Below are 13,898 nucleotides of genomic sequence, written 5' to 3' on the forward strand. Positions count from 1 at the left end.
GGTTACCGGTTCGCGACGGACGCTGTTCCGGGGTGTGCGAGGCGACTCGTGGTCGCCGTCCCGTCCGGCCAGGTGACCGTGACGGTGGTCTGATCGCCGTCGGCCGCGAAGGCGACGGTCGTCGCCGCATCGGCGGGCGATGCGAGGTCTTCGGTGGTGAGCTCGACGAGCGTGGCGCTCCACGCACCGACCTGAACCGGGTAGGCCGCGACCGGCACCGCGGCGACGGGTCCCAGCGGGCTGGCGTCCTCGCGCGACTCGATGCTCGTCGCGCCGTCGCCGAGAAGGGGACGGATGCTGGAGCTCAGGCCGTTCGCGATGACCGAGGCCGCGGCATCCGCGGTCTCCTGCCCGACCACTTTGCCGTCCTCGATTGAGGACGAGAGCCGAGATGAGGAGCGGGACTCGGCGTTTCCGTCCGCATCCCGGCGCAGCTCCTCAATTGAGGACCGGGGCGCTTCGTCGGCCGCCAGGGCCCAGCCGCCCACGCGGAGGTGCAGCGACGAGGCATCGATGCCGGGCGCGAGGGAGTCGACGCGCGCGAGGCGCACCTCCCACGGACCGCGGACGAGCGAGTGCACCTCGACGACGCCCGCCGCCTCGACGTCGCCGTCGATGCCCGATCCGTGGCGCTGTGCCGAAGGGCGCAGGGCGATCCAGTGGGCGCGCGAGACCGAGGCGGCGATGCCGAGGCGGCCGCCCTCGTCGTCCTGCACGCGCACGTCGATCAGGTCCATCGCAGCGCGGTGCGTGGCGCGACCCGCCGCGTCGACGAGGGCGACCGACTGCTCGAGCGGCTCCTCCCACGCGCGCTGGTTCGCCAGGGGACCGGCGGCGGTCGAGTAGCCGATGCGGGCGTACAGCGGCGAGTCGCCGACGAGGCTGCCCGCGGCGGCATGGTCGGTGCCGTGGTTCGCGATGCGGACGATGCCGTCAGCGCGCGTGCCCGAGATCACCCAGCCCGCCGGGCGCACGGCGCGCAGCTCATCGCCGGCCTCGATCGGCAGCGGCTCGCTCGAGGCTGTCCAAACCGGGTGGTCGGCGGGAAGCGAGATGCCGAGCAGGCCCTTGACCGCCCAGTACGGCGAACCGGGGCCCGAGTACGACTGCGCGAGCTCGCGCCACTCGTGGTGCCAGCCCATGGTGAGGACGCCGTCCTCGCCGGGCACCGTGCGCTCGGCGAAGTGCGCGACGACGGCGTTGGCGGCACGGCGCAGCTGCCCGAGCGGGACGGACGGCACCTCTGCGATCGCGCCGACCCAGAACGGCGCGGCGGCCGCGAAGCGGTAGATGAGGCTGCGGCCCTGCACGAGCGGCGAGCCGTCGGCGCCGACGAGGGCCACGGCATCCTGCAGGAAGCGGTCGAGCCGCACGATGTCGCCCGCGGTGCGCCCGCCGGCGAGCTCGCCGGCGCCCTGCATCCGCGACCACAACACGGGGTACGTGTGCAGCGCCCAGCCGACGTAGTGGTCGTACGAGCGCTCGAAGCCATCCGAGATCCAGCCGTCCTCGCGCACCAGCACGTCGTGCAGCGCCAGGTCGTCGGCGATGTCCTCGGCCGACCAGGGGCCGCCGACCGAGCGCAGGAACGTCTGCACGACGACGCGGAACCACAGCCAGTTGGTCTTCGGGTAGGTGGCGTCGCCCACGACCGGTGCGAGGTAGTCGATGACGCGCTCCTGCGTGAGGGCGTCGAGGCGGTCCCAGATCCACGGACGCGTCATGTCGAGCACGAGTGCCAGCGACGCGGCCTCGACCTTGGCCTGTGCGTGCTCGTCCAGGCGCACCCAGCGGTCCTCGGCGTCCGGGTCGACGCCCGTGACGATGCCACGGCGGTAGAAGTCGGCGAGCTCCTCGGTGCCCTCGCCGCGGGCGCCGGCGATGCGGAACCCGGCGAGGAGGAACGTGCGGGCGAAGCCTTCGAGCCCGTCGACCGCGCGGCCGTAGCCCCCCTCGGCACCGGGGAAGTGGATGCGGCCGGCACCGGACGACGCGTGCGTGCGGGCGGTGTCGAGCAGGCGGTCCGCGTAGGCGAGCCACTCGTCGCGCGTCCACTCGCGCAGAGCCCAGTCGGAACCCGTCGCGTTGTGCGCCGACCTGGTGGGCTGCTGGACCGTCACTGGGATCTCCCTCGATGCCTTCTTCTCACCGCTGTGGGGGTCAGCGGAAAGCGAACGTTTGGGACTGTATCAACCCGATTCGTTCATTGCAAGACTGTTTGAGATTCGTTATGATCGTTTGTGATCGGTTTGGCAGTGCGAACCGACCGTGACCGCACAGTGCACCCCCACCATGGTGAATCAACGAGGAGGACCCAGATGACCGCGAGTTTCCGGGGCGCGCTGGCCGCGGTCTACGAACAGCAGGCGGGCGTCGACGCCGCCGGCTTCCCGGCCGCGCTCGCCACCCTTCTCGCGTCGCCCGATCATGCGCTCCCGGTAGCGGCCTCGGACGACCGGGGCGTCTGGGGCCCGCGGGGCACCGCCGACCCGGCCGCGGTCCGCGACGTGCTCGCACGAGCGGCCGCCGACCGATCCACCGCCTGGCCCGTGCCGCTGGCGACGTCCGCCGCGCGCCTGCACGACGACGGCGACCGCGAGGGCTGGGAGAGCATCGTGTTCGAGAGGCAGCGGCGCCTCGCCCGCGCGGCGGTCGCCGCCGCGCATCATGCCGACGATGGCGAAGTCGGCGCCGCCTGGCTCGCCGACGTCCTCGACGGCGTGTGGCTCATCTGCGAGCAGAGCTCCTGGTGCTGGCCTGCTCACGACGACGCGTTCCGCGAACGGGGCTCGGTGCTGCCGACGGTCACCGAGCCGTACCTCGACCTCGGCGCAGGCGAGGCGGTCGCGCTGCTCACCTGGGTGGACCAGCTCCTCGGCGAACGTCTCGAAGCCCGGTACCCCGGCATCCGCTCCCGCATCCGGCACGAGGCGCGCGTGCGCGTGTTCGAGCCGTTCACCCGGCGCCGCGACTGGCACTGGCTCGGGCTCGACGGCGACGTGCACAACTGGAACCCGTGGATCCACGGCAACGTGCTGCTCGCCGCGCTGCGTCTGCTCGACGCCCCCGCCGAGGCCGACGAGCGCGCGGCCATCGTGGCGCTCGCGATCGAGGGCATCGACCGGTACGTCTCGGTGCTCCCGGCCGACGGCGCGATCGACGAGGGCTACGCGTACTGGTGGAACGGCGCGTGCCGCGCCCTCGAGGCGCTCGACCTCGTGCGCCACGCGACCGGGGGAGTGCTCGACGCCTCGGGCATCCCGGCACTGCGCGAGACGGTCGCGTTCCCCCACCGCATGCACCTCGGCGGCGACTGGTACCTCAACCTCGCCGACGGGCAGGCGCGCGTCTCGGCGGCGCAGCCGTGGCACGCTCTGCATCGCGCGGCACGGAATGCGCAGGATGCGGATGCCGCCGCCCACGCCGCGTCGCACCGCACTGCCGGCACCCCGGCGGCCACCGAGCACGAGGGCTTCGGCCGGCTGCTGCGCGGCATCACCGACCCGGCGTGGGTCGACGCGGCCGAGGCGACGTCGCCGTTCCCGCGCGAGGTGTGGCTGCCCTCGACCGAGGTGATGCTCGCCCGCGAGATCGGCGGCACGAGCCGCGGACTCACCGTCGCCGTCAAGGGCGGACACAACGGCGAGCACCACAACCACAACGACGTCGGCTCGTTCGTCGTCGTCTCCGACGGCGTGCCCGTGATCGTCGACGCCGGTCGTCCGACGTACACGCTGCAGACGTTCGGCCCCGGCCGTTACGACATCTGGACGATGCAGAGCGGGTGGCACAACGTGCCCGTGATCGGCGGCCTCGAGCAGAGCCCAGGCGCCGCGTTGGCAGCATCCGATGTGGAGGTCTCGCTCGCCGACGACGCGGCGGCGGCGTTCGCACTCGATCTCTCCGGCGCATACCCCGGCGCGGCGCCGTGGAGGCGGTCGGTGCGCCTCGAGCGCGCGACCCGCCGCGTGGTCGTCGAGGACTCCTGGACCCAGGAACCGGTGGCTGAGCCGGCGACCGACGAGCACCACGACACGCCCACGCAGGTGCGGATGCTGCTGGCCGGCGACGTGCGCCAGGACGCATCGACCGTCGTCGTCACCCCGCTCGACGGGGCCACTCCGGTACGCATCTCGTGGCCGGAGGGCATCGCGGCGTCACTCGTCGTGCGTGAGCTCGACGACCCTTTGCTCTCGAGCGTGTGGGGCGCGCGACTCACCCGGCTGGATCTGGACGTGACGGCGCGCGACAGCGTCGCCGTCACGGTAGAACTGGACCTGACGAACGCGGAGGACGCCCGATGACGGACCAGACACCGGCACTGCTGGCCGCAGAGCGGCGCGCGCATGTGCTGGCGACGCTCGAGCGCGACGGCGCCGTGCGGGTCGCGCAGCTGATGGACGAACTGGGCGTCGCCCCCGTCACCCTCCGCCGGGATCTTGCGCAGATGGAGCGCGAAGGGCTGCTCGTGCGTGTGCACGGCGGCGCAGTTCCGGCCGCCGGCGTCTTCGACGACGTCGAGCCGGGTCATCCGCTCTCGGTGGCCCGCACCGGGTCGATCGCGATGCTCGTCCCGTCGCTGAGCTTCTACTGGCCGAGCGTCGTTCGCGGCGCCGAGACCGAGGCCACCCGCCACGGGCTGCGCGTCGTGCTGCGCGGCGCGTCGTACGAGCTGCAGGACGAGCGCCCGGTGCTCGAGCGGCTCGTGCACGCCGACGGCGTCCGCGGGCTCGTGGTCGCGCCGAACACCGACACCCCGCACGCCCAGGACGTCGTGCAGTGGCTCGCCGAGTGCGGCGTGCCCAACGTGCTCGTCGAGCGCGATGCGGTGGTGCTGCCCGAAGGCAGCCCCGTCGAGAACGTCACGACCGACCATGCGCTCGGCGCGGTGCTCGCCGCGCGTCACCTCGCCGCGCTGGGCCACCGCCGCGTCGGGCTCATCATCGCCCGCGACTCCCCGACGTCGCGCAAGATCACCGCCGGATGGCAGGCCGCCTGTCTCGAGCTCGGCCTCACGCCCTCGGACCACTTCGAGACGAGCCTGCCGCCGCGCACCAGTCCCGACTTCTCGGCGGTCGTCGACGCGACGCTCGATGCGGCGCTGGCGAACTCGGTGACCGCGATCCTGGTGCACTCCGACCCGGAGGCGATGGCGTTCGTCGACCTCGCCCTCAACCGCGGCATCTCGGTGCCCGGCGACCTTTCGGTCGTCGCCTACGACGACGAGGTCGCCGAGCTGTTCACCCCGGCGCTCACCGCCGTCAGCCCGCCCCGCAACTCGGTCGGGCGTGCCGCGGTGGACCTGCTGGCGCGGCGCATCGAGGATCCGACGCGCCCGGTGCACCGCGTCGTCCTGAACCCCACCCTGAACGTCCGCGGCTCGACCGCCCCGCCGCGCGGGGCCTGACGTTCAGCCGGCGAGAGCCGCCGCGCGCCAGTCCGTCAGCACCCGCGCGGCCGCACGCGTGTGCGACCAGGGCATCTCCGGCACCTCGAGCCGGCCCTCGGCGATGGCCAGCGACAGCGCGTCGGCTTCGGCCGCCATCGGCTGCACGACCGGCACCTCGATCACCCGCTCCTCGCCGCCGCGCCGGACGATGAGCCTCGACGGGCTCTCGGTCCTGCTGCCCCAGACGTTGGGGAGAACGACCTCGGCATCTGCGAACCGCAGGACGCCGGTGTCGGGCAGGTCCTCGATCACCGACGTGGCGATCGCGGCGGTGACGCCGCCGAACGCGATCACCGCGGATGCCGTGCCGTCCACGCCCGCCACCAGCTCGGCCTCGAAGGCGCGGTAGTCCGGCGCGTCGATCGGCTCGCCGGCAGCGACGGCGAGGTCGATCGCGAGCGCGAGCGGATAGCAGCCCACGTCGAGGATCGCGCCGCCAGCGAGCGCCGGGTCGAACAGGCGGCCTTCGTGCGCACCCGCCGCGAAGCCGAAGGCGCCCTCGACGCCCTGCAGCGCGCCCAGCTCGCCGCCTGTCACGAGGTCGCGCAGGGCGTCGGCGAATGGCCCGAACCGCGTCTTGAAGGCCTCGAGGAACGGCCGCTGCGCCTGCCCGGCGGTGTCGAGGATGCGCTCGACCTCATCGAGGGTCGGGCTCGCGGGCTTCTCGCACAGCACGGCCTTGCCCGCCTCCAGCGCGCGGATCGCGAGATCGGCGTGCGTCGTGTGGACGGTTCCGACGTAGACCGCGTCGACATCCTCGCGGGCCAGGATCTCGCCGTATGTTCCGGATGCCGCAGCCCCGTGCTCCGCCGCGAAAGCCGCCGCCCGCTCGGCCGACGAGCTGCCCACCGCGTGCAGCACGCCGTGCCGCGAGGCACGCAGCCCCACCACGAAGTCCCGGCTGATCGCCCCGGGGCCGAGCACGGCCCATCTCGTCTGCACCGCGTCGTCCGCCTGAGTCATGGCCCTGATCGTAGCGAGCCCGCCGGTCGCGCCGTCGCACACCGGCCGCGGCATCCATCCCGCGCACCCGTCTGGCCCGCAACAGCCCCGGCAACGGCCGACGGCAGCAGTAGCGGCGGGGCCGTGCACCTTCTCCGCGTCAGGCGAGCGGCTCTGCGGCTTCGCTGGCCGCGCGCGACGAGGAGCGCACCGCGCCGATGCTCGCAGCGATGACGAGGCCGATGCCGGCGATCTCGAGCCACGTCATATGTTGGCCGAGGAATATGAAGCCGGCGAGCGCTGCTGTGGCGGGCGCGAGGCTCATCAGGATCGCGAACACGGCGGCCGGCAGGCGCCGGAGGGCGATCAGCTCGAACGCGTACGGGATCGTCGACGAGAGGATGGCGACCGCCGCGCCGAGCGCGACGATCTCGGGGCGCAGGAGGGCGGCTCCGGCATCCGCGATACCGAACGGGAGCGCGATGACCGCTCCGACCGTCATCGCCAGGGCGAGCCCGTCGAGCCTGGGGAAGGCCCTGCCCACGCGCGCCGACGCCAGGATGTAGAACGCCCAGCTGCCCGCGGCGCCGAGCGCGAACACCACGCCCAGCGGGTCGAGGCGGTCCCAGCCGCCTCCCCCCAGCGCCACGACGCCGACGAGGGCGAGCACCGCCCACAGCCACGCCGATGCCCGGCGCGCAGCCACGATCGACAGCACGAGCGGACCGAGCACCTCGATGGTCACGGTGACGCCGAGGGGCAGACGCTCGAGGGCCAGGTAGAACAGGCCGTTCATCAGGGCGAGCACGAGCCCGAAGAGGACGACCCCGGTCCAGTCGGCGCGGGAGTGTCCGCGCACCCGGGGACGCGCGATGAGCAGCAGCACGATCGCCGAGAAGACGAGCCGCAGCATCACCATGCCGAGAGGCCCCACCTGCGGGAACAGCAGCACCGCGATCGACGCGCCGACCTCCTGACACGCCAGGCCCGCGACCACCAGCAGGATGGCCGGCGTCGTCACGGATCGGCCCGGCCCGCTCGCGCCGGTGGCGCCCGCACCTCCCGAGCTCGCTCGGGCCCCCACTACGCCGCCGGCGGCGTGCACACCGCCGCGGCGGCGATGGCGTCGTGGTACTGCTCGGGCGTCCAGGGCAGCCCTGCCTCGGGCACCGTCTCGCCGGCCGCCGCGGGCGCCTTCGACGCGATCGCCGCGAGCTCCCACGCGAGGTACTCGCCCACCGCGGCGTCGGCGGCGGAGTTGTTGAGCACGACGGCGACCGTCAGCCCTGTCGTCGCGTCGGCGAAGGCGGCGGTGATGTAGCCGGGCACCTTGCCGTACTGCCCGATGAGGGATCCGGCGATCACCGCACCGCCGTCGGCGGTGTACCACGACGGCCCGTCAGCGGCGACGGCCACCGGAGTGCCGAAACGATCGTCGTCCGCCACGAGTGCGCCCGAGGCGAGCGCCTGCACGTAGCGGCCGAGATCCTCGATGTCGGAGACGGCGCCGGCATCGGTGAACCCGGTGCTCGAGGACGCGGCCGTGAGGTCGATCGGGGCCGCGCAGTCGAGCGCACCCTCGGGGGTGTTGACGGACTGCCCGCCCTTCAGCACCCCCTCCGCGGGGAGGTCGCCGAGGGCCGTCGCGTCGAGGCCGAGCGGATCGGCGACGTAGGTCTGGATGAGCTGCGCCGCCGTCATGTCGGTCGCCCGTTCGAGCGCGAGGCCCAGCAGCAGGTAGCCGGCATCGGAGTCGCGGTATGCCGTACCCGGTTCGCCCGAGCGCGGCTGTCCGAGACCGAAGCTCGCGAGGTAGCGCGGATCCCACTCGCGTGCAGGGTTCGCGATCCACGACGAGTACAGCTGGCCCGCGTACGAGCCGATGCCCGACGTGCCGTCGCAGAGCTCGAGCAGGGTGATGTCGGCGAGGTCGGGGACGCCCGACACGTACTGGGTGACGCTGTCGTTCAGCTTCACCTTGCCGTCGGCGGCGACCTGGAAGAGCACGTCGCAGGTCATGGCCCGTGTCACCTTGCCGGCGCGGAAGACCAGGTCGGCGGTCACATCGCCGCCGCCGTCGGGGCGCTGCGTGCCGAGGCCCGCCACCCAGGTGCCGCTCCAGGGCGCCCAGACGCCGACGATGGCGCCCGACGACCCGGTGGTGCCCATCGCGTGGGTGACGGCATCCGTCAATCGCTGCACCGTCTCATCGGGCAGGGAGGCCGCCGCCTGCGGAGGCAGGTCGGGCTCGACCTCGCCGCCGAAGGAGCAGCCCGCCAGGAGCAGTGCCGACGCTATGGCGCCGGCGATGACCGCGATGGCGCGGCGACGTGTAGACCGGGTCCGCATTCTCACCCCCCGACGATCGTGCATTGAATTCAAACACACACCGGTGGCTTGCGTTGCACGGCGATCCGTAGGGTGTGAGCATGACCCACCTCTTCGACGACGATGCCCTCACGGGCGTGCTCGGCCACATGAACGGCGACCACGGCGATGACAACCTTCTGATCACGCGGGCGTTCGCCGCGGACGCGGGGATCATGACGGCCGAGATCACGTCTTCCGTCATGACCGGGTTCGACGGCGATCGCGGGGTGTGGCAGGCGACGCTCGCGGACGGCTCGACGGCCGAGGTCGCGGTGCCGTGGCCGTCGGGTCCGATCTCGGAGCGCCGTGAGGTGCGCCGCGAGATCGTCGCGCTGTACGACGAGGCGTGCCGGCGGCTCGATGTCGAGCCGAGACCGCACGCCTAGAAATTTTTGGTTAGGTTCGCCTTATCTTCAGTTAGCATGAAGGTATGAGCGACCCGATCCCGTTCTCCACCGCGCTGCGCGAGCGCTCGAGCAGCTCGCACTCGTCGAGCGAGCACTCCGGCTTCATGGCCGACCTCATGAAGGGGGAGGGCACGCGTGACGACTACGTCGCGCTCGTGGCACAGCACTGGTTCATCTACGAGGCGCTCGAGCGCACGGCGGGCCAGATGCGCAACGACCCCGTCGCCGCCGTCTTCATCTCCGACAAGCTCACGCGCCTTCCCGCGCTCGAGGCCGACCTCGAGTTCCTCGTCGGCCCCGACTGGCGCGAGCGGATCCAGGCGCTGCCCACCACCCAGCGCTACGTCGATCGCATCAACGAGGTCGGCGCGACCTGGGCCGGCGGCTTCGTCGCCCACCACTACACGCGCTACCTCGGCGACCTGTCGGGCGGTCAGTTCATCGGCCGGCTGATGGCCCGCCGGTTCGGGTTCGACACGAACGGCATCGGCTTCTACCTGTTCCAGGACATCGCAGATCCGAAGGCTTTCAAGGACGTCTATCGCGAGCAGCTCGACGCCGCCCCATGGGATGCCGCCGAGCAGGAGCGCGTGATCGACGAGGTCCTGCTCGCCTACCGCTTCAACACCGAGCTCTTCGAGGACCTCGCCCACGCGAAGGCCGCGCAGGTCGCCTGACCCGGCCGGATCGGCCTACGACACCGCCGCGCCGCGCACGGCGGACGCCATGAAGCGGCGCACGTCGGGGTCGACCTGGATGTCCCGCGGCCGCAGCGGTCGCGAGAGGTAGAGCCCGTCGAGCGAGGTCAGCCGCGACAGTGCGACGTAGGTCTGGCCGGGCGCGAAGGCTCCGGAGCCGAGGTCGATGATCGCGCGGTCGTAGGTCTTGCCCTGCGACTTGTGAATCGTGACCGCCCAGGCGAGCCGCAGCGGGAACTGGGTGAACTCGGCGACGATGTCGCGGGTCAGCTGCTTGGAGCCGGGGTCGTACGAGTAGCGGTACTTCTCCCAGACCGAGGGCTCGACGTCGAACTCCTCGCCCTCGACGTCGACGCGCACCGTCTCGCCGGCGATCCGGGTGACCGTGCCGATCGTGCCGTTGACCCAGCGCGGCGGCTCGCCGAACGACCCCGTGTCATTGCGGAGGAACATCACCTGGGCGCCGACCTTCAGCTTGAGCTCGACGTCGGCGGGGTAGGCGGCATCGCCGCGTCCGAAGTCGCCGCTGACCTCGGCCATCGCCGTCTGCTCGCGCCCGACGAGCTCGTTCAGGTGCCGGCGATTGATGTTGTTGACGATGTCGTTGCGGGTCGCGAGCGTGATGATCGGGTGCTCGCCGTCGACCGGGCCGGGAGGAGTGCGCGCGCCCGTGTCGTTGAGGACCTCCGCGATGTCGGCCGTCACCCGGCCGTACCGCACCGCATTGAGCATCGCCTTGAACGCCGGGTCGGATTGCCGGTGGATGTCGACCAGCTCGCGGATGTTCAGGTCGGCGCCGTACGAGCCGACGTCGAGGATGCCGTCGCTCGCCGCCTCGCCCACCCAGACCTTGGCGTCGAAGAACCAGAACGAGCGGTAGTGGTCGCGCACGTACCGCAGCTCGTCGCCCCGGGGCGGCACAGGCGCCAGCTGGTACGGGTCGCCGAACATCACGATCTGCGCGCCGCCGAAGGGCTCGCCGCGGCGCCCCCGCGCCTTGCGCAGCGAGCGGTCGATCGCGTCCATGAGGTCGGCGTTGACCATCGAGATCTCGTCGATGACGAGCGTGTCGATGGCGTTGAGCAGCTTGCGCGTCGCGTCGGACTGGTCCTCGTCGTGCGCGCCGATGATCCCGAGGGGCAGCTTGAACAGCGAGTGGATCGTCTGCCCCTCGACGTTCAGCGCCGCGACGCCCGTCGGCGCGCACACCGCGATCTGCTTGCTCGTGTTCCACGCCAGGTGCTGCAGCAGCGTCGACTTGCCGGTGCCGGCCCGGCCCGTGACGAACACGTGCTCGCGGGTGTCTTCGATGAGCCGGAACAGCGCCTCCTGCTCGGGGGACAGCGGCGGGGTGTTCACCGATTCATGCTAACGAGCCGCCGCCGCATCGCGGCCGTGCGCGCCGTGATCGGTGGAGTGCGCGTCGTTGTCCACAGGCGTCTCGGCCTCGCGCCAGGTGCCCGTGCCCGCCACGACCTCGTCCATGATCGCCCGGAACCGCGGGCACGTGGTGATGTCGTGCGAGCGGCAGTTCAGGGCGTGCTCGGTCATCAGGCGCGAGCGCTCCATGTCGGCCATCCGCCGCGCGAGGTCGGCGAGGTGCTCCTCGAGCACCCGATGGCGCTCGGGCGCCTGCTCGTCGAGCAGCACGCCGATCTGCTCCAGGCTCATGCCCGCGCTCTTGCTGCGCACGATCACGCCGATCCGCACCAGGTCGTCGTCGCCGTAGCGCCGCCGGTCGCCGCTGTCGCGCTGCGGATGCAGCAGACCCACGTCCTCCCAGTGGCGCAGCACGTGCGTGGGCAGCGAGAACCGGGCCGCGGTATCCCCGATCGACAGACTTGACTTCATGTCGACATGAAGTCACAGGATCGACCTCGACGCAACCCGACGAGAGGAACACCCATGTACGACGTCATCGTCATCGGCGGCGGCCCCGCAGGCCTCCAGGCCGCCCTCACCATCGGCCGCATGCACCGGAGCGTGCTGCTGCTGGATTCCGGGGAGTACCGCAACGCCACGGTCGAGCACGCGCACAATCTGCTCACCAACGACGGCCGCAGCCCCGAGGAGCTGCGCCGCATCGCCCGCACCGAGCTCGCCGCTTACGACACCGTCGAGGTGCGGGCGGTCGAGGTCACGGCGGTGGCCGGCGCGATCGGCGGCTTCGAGGTCACCACGACGCAGGGGCTGGAGCGCGCCCACCGCCTGGTGCTCGCGACGGGCATGCGCGACGAGCTGCCCGCCGTCCCCGGGCTCGCCGAGCAGTGGGGCCGCCGTGTCGCGCAATGCCCGTTCTGTCACGGCCACGAGTTCGCCGGGCAGCGCATCGGCATCCTCATCGAGGGCGAGCACGGCGCCATGATCGACCGGATGCTGCGTCCCGTCGTCGCGTCCGCGTTCATCGCCCGTCCTGCCGACGTCAGAGCGGTGACCGAGGTGGACGGCGGTCTCGAGCTCGCGCTGGTCGGGGGCGGAGCCGAACGCGTCGCGGGCGTCTTCACGGCTGCGACGTCGGCGCAGCGCGCACCGTTCGCGGAGCAGCTGGGCTGCGGCATCCTGCCGAGCGGGGGTGTGGAGATCGACCCGCTGGGCCGCACGACCGTGCCCGGCGTCTACGCCGGCGGCGACATGGCCCACCTCGCCGCCGTGCCGGGACCGATGGTGTCGCTGGCGGCGGCGATCGCCTCGGGCCAGCTCGCGGGCGCGAGCGCGGTGCGCGACGCGATCATGGCCTGACCTGGGCGAACGATCGCCGACGCCCCGAAGAGACGGGGAGTCCACAATGTTTCCGTCCACAGCGGCCTCCCGGCGAGTCTTTCCTAGACTGGCCGGGTGGACCAGGGGGCGTTGGACACGGCATCCGGTCGCGCGAGCGCGCCGCCGGCCGTCGAGGCGACCCCCGCGCCCGCGGCCGGAACCGCCGAGCAACCGCTCATCCAGCCGCCGCGCAAGGTCCGCGAACGCCGTCGTCTCATCGTCGACCTCGTGCTCCTCTGCCTCGTCGGCGTGCTGCTGGCCGGGGCCGTCTTCGCCGCGTGGGGCGTAATCGAGCGCCAGTTCTACAGTCCGAAGGCGTTCGTCGAACGCTACGTCGACCTCCTGGCCGAGGGCCGCGCGGCCGATGCGCTCGCCGTGGCCGGCGTGGCCGTGACCTCGGCGGAGCTCGAGGCCGCCGGGCTCCCTTCGACGGCGTCCGAGGCGCTGCTGCGCAGTGCCGCCCTCGCCCCGATCAGCGACGTGGAGGTCGTGTCCGCCGAGCAGGACGGCGACGTCACGCAGGTGACGATCGAGTACCGGGCCCGCGGCTACGACGGGCGCACGACGTTCTCCGTCGAACGCGACGGCACGATCGGCCTCGCCCCGACCTGGCGGTTCGCCGAGAGCCCGCTCGCGGTCATGAACCTCGGCGTCAGCGGCTCGATGGTGTTCGACGTCAACGGCTTCGAGATCGACAAGCGTCAGGTCTCACCCGATGGGGCGGATGCCGATCCCGCCGCGCCGGTCTCGCTCCTGGTGTTCTCTCCGGGCCTGTACTCGGTGTCGGTCGACACGGCGATCTCCAGCACCCCGGGTGTGGCCGTGCTGTCCGACAGTCCGTTCCATGCGATCCCCGTGAACGTGCAGTCGCAGCCGACCGAGAAGTTCATGAGCGTCGTGCAGCAGAAGGTCGAGGAGTTCCTGACCGCCTGCGCGACTCAGGAGGTGCTGCAGCCGACCGCCTGCCCGTTCGGCTTCTTCGTACAGGACCGGATCGTGTCGCTGCCGAAGTGGTCGATCGTGCAGCAGCCGACCGTCGCGGTCGAGCCCGACGGCGCCGGGTGGTCGATCCTCGCCGCCGAGGCCGTCGCGCACATCGATGTCGACATCCGCTCGATCTTCGACGGCCGGGTCCGCGCGGTGAGCGAGGACGTGCCGTTCATCGTCAAGGGCACCATCACGGTGCAGCCGGACGGCACCGCGTCGATCGTGGTCACCGGTCCCGACACCACCTGACCGCGCCCGGGACGGCAGCCCCGGGCTTCCGCCAGA

The 13,898-nt window shown here is 72.1% G+C and carries 12 protein-coding genes; 6 read left to right on the forward strand and 6 right to left on the reverse strand.

Annotated elements, in window-relative coordinates:
- Positions 1–2 precede the first annotated feature (2 nt).
- The gene (locus MRBLMI12_RS08910) at positions 3–2,120 is read right to left on the reverse strand and encodes a DUF2264 domain-containing protein (RefSeq protein ID WP_363355860.1); all 2,118 of its coding nucleotides are present in this window, start codon (positions 2,118–2,120) and stop codon (positions 3–5) included.
- Between the two features lie 198 nt (positions 2,121–2,318).
- Here MRBLMI12_RS08910 and MRBLMI12_RS08915 point away from each other — a divergent pair, with 198 nt between their 5' ends.
- Together MRBLMI12_RS08915 and MRBLMI12_RS08920 are read left to right on the forward strand one after the other, a co-directional pair.
- Complete coding sequence (locus MRBLMI12_RS08915; RefSeq protein WP_363355862.1) at positions 2,319–4,304, forward strand: heparinase II/III domain-containing protein; 1,986 nt, start codon at positions 2,319–2,321, stop codon at positions 4,302–4,304.
- Entirely contained in the window at positions 4,301–5,407 is a 1,107-nt protein-coding gene (locus MRBLMI12_RS08920; protein WP_363355864.1) for a substrate-binding domain-containing protein, read from the forward strand. The genes MRBLMI12_RS08915 and MRBLMI12_RS08920 overlap by 4 nt, the downstream gene beginning before the upstream one ends.
- Before the next feature lie 3 nt (positions 5,408–5,410).
- Here MRBLMI12_RS08920 and MRBLMI12_RS08925 read toward each other — a convergent pair whose 3' ends face one another.
- The 3 genes from MRBLMI12_RS08925 to MRBLMI12_RS08935 form a co-directional block, all read right to left on the reverse strand.
- Positions 5,411–6,412: a Gfo/Idh/MocA family protein gene (locus MRBLMI12_RS08925; RefSeq protein ID WP_363355866.1), complete on the reverse strand. Its 1,002-nt coding sequence runs from the start codon at positions 6,410–6,412 to the stop codon at positions 5,411–5,413.
- Between the two features lie 139 nt (positions 6,413–6,551).
- Positions 6,552–7,412, reverse strand: a complete 861-nt coding sequence (locus MRBLMI12_RS08930; RefSeq protein ID WP_363355868.1) for an EamA family transporter — start codon at positions 7,410–7,412, stop codon at positions 6,552–6,554.
- Positions 7,413–7,474: 62 nt separating this feature from the next.
- Positions 7,475–8,740 (reverse strand): serine hydrolase domain-containing protein, encoded by a 1,266-nt coding sequence (locus tag MRBLMI12_RS08935; protein ID WP_363355870.1) that lies wholly within the window; start codon positions 8,738–8,740, stop codon positions 7,475–7,477.
- Positions 8,741–8,820: 80 nt separating this feature from the next.
- On the opposite strand from MRBLMI12_RS08935, the gene MRBLMI12_RS08940 reads away from it, so the two are divergent.
- Together MRBLMI12_RS08940 and MRBLMI12_RS08945 are read left to right on the forward strand one after the other, a co-directional pair.
- Positions 8,821–9,147, forward strand: coding sequence for a DUF2470 domain-containing protein (locus tag MRBLMI12_RS08940; RefSeq protein ID WP_363355872.1), 327 nt, complete (start codon positions 8,821–8,823; stop codon positions 9,145–9,147).
- 44 nt (positions 9,148–9,191) lie between these two features.
- On the forward strand, positions 9,192–9,845 hold the full coding sequence (locus MRBLMI12_RS08945) for a heme oxygenase (biliverdin-producing) (RefSeq protein ID WP_363355874.1): 654 nt from the start codon (positions 9,192–9,194) through the stop codon (positions 9,843–9,845).
- Between the two features lie 15 nt (positions 9,846–9,860).
- Here the strand turns inward: MRBLMI12_RS08945 and MRBLMI12_RS08950 are convergent, their stop codons facing one another.
- Together MRBLMI12_RS08950 and MRBLMI12_RS08955 are read right to left on the reverse strand one after the other, a co-directional pair.
- Entirely contained in the window at positions 9,861–11,225 is a 1,365-nt protein-coding gene (locus MRBLMI12_RS08950) for an ATP-dependent DNA helicase (RefSeq protein ID WP_363355876.1), read from the reverse strand.
- Between the two features lie 9 nt (positions 11,226–11,234).
- Positions 11,235–11,717 carry a MerR family transcriptional regulator gene (locus MRBLMI12_RS08955; RefSeq protein ID WP_363355878.1) on the reverse strand — a complete coding sequence of 161 codons (483 nt, stop codon included), beginning with the start codon at positions 11,715–11,717 and terminating at the stop codon, positions 11,235–11,237.
- A gap of 54 nt (positions 11,718–11,771) precedes the next feature.
- On the opposite strand from MRBLMI12_RS08955, the gene MRBLMI12_RS08960 reads away from it, so the two are divergent.
- Together MRBLMI12_RS08960 and MRBLMI12_RS08965 are read left to right on the forward strand one after the other, a co-directional pair.
- Positions 11,772–12,605, forward strand: coding sequence for an NAD(P)/FAD-dependent oxidoreductase (locus MRBLMI12_RS08960; RefSeq protein WP_349425635.1), 834 nt, complete (start codon positions 11,772–11,774; stop codon positions 12,603–12,605).
- A gap of 198 nt (positions 12,606–12,803) precedes the next feature.
- Positions 12,804–13,862, forward strand: coding sequence for a hypothetical protein (locus MRBLMI12_RS08965; protein WP_363357034.1), 1,059 nt, complete (start codon positions 12,804–12,806; stop codon positions 13,860–13,862).
- Positions 13,863–13,898 lie beyond the last annotated feature (36 nt).

It is taken from the genome of Microbacterium sp. LMI12-1-1.1, assembly GCF_040676455.1.
Classification (GTDB): Bacteria; Actinomycetota; Actinomycetes; order Actinomycetales; family Microbacteriaceae; genus Microbacterium.

Coding starts and splice junctions, on each gene's coding strand:
- MRBLMI12_RS08915 (WP_363355862.1), top strand. CDS start 2,319: ATGACCGCGAGTTTCCGGGGCGCGCTGGCCGCGGTCTACGAACAGCAG.
- MRBLMI12_RS08920 (WP_363355864.1), top strand. CDS start 4,301: ATGACGGACCAGACACCGGCACTGCTGGCCGCAGAGCGGCGCGCGCAT.
- MRBLMI12_RS08925 (WP_363355866.1), bottom strand. CDS start 6,412: ATGACTCAGGCGGACGACGCGGTGCAGACGAGATGGGCCGTGCTCGGC.
- MRBLMI12_RS08935 (WP_363355870.1), bottom strand. CDS start 8,740: ATGCGGACCCGGTCTACACGTCGCCGCGCCATCGCGGTCATCGCCGGC.
- MRBLMI12_RS08940 (WP_363355872.1), top strand. CDS start 8,821: ATGACCCACCTCTTCGACGACGATGCCCTCACGGGCGTGCTCGGCCAC.
- MRBLMI12_RS08945 (WP_363355874.1), top strand. CDS start 9,192: ATGAGCGACCCGATCCCGTTCTCCACCGCGCTGCGCGAGCGCTCGAGC.
- MRBLMI12_RS08955 (WP_363355878.1), bottom strand. CDS start 11,717: ATGAAGTCAAGTCTGTCGATCGGGGATACCGCGGCCCGGTTCTCGCTG.
- MRBLMI12_RS08960 (WP_349425635.1), top strand. CDS start 11,772: ATGTACGACGTCATCGTCATCGGCGGCGGCCCCGCAGGCCTCCAGGCC.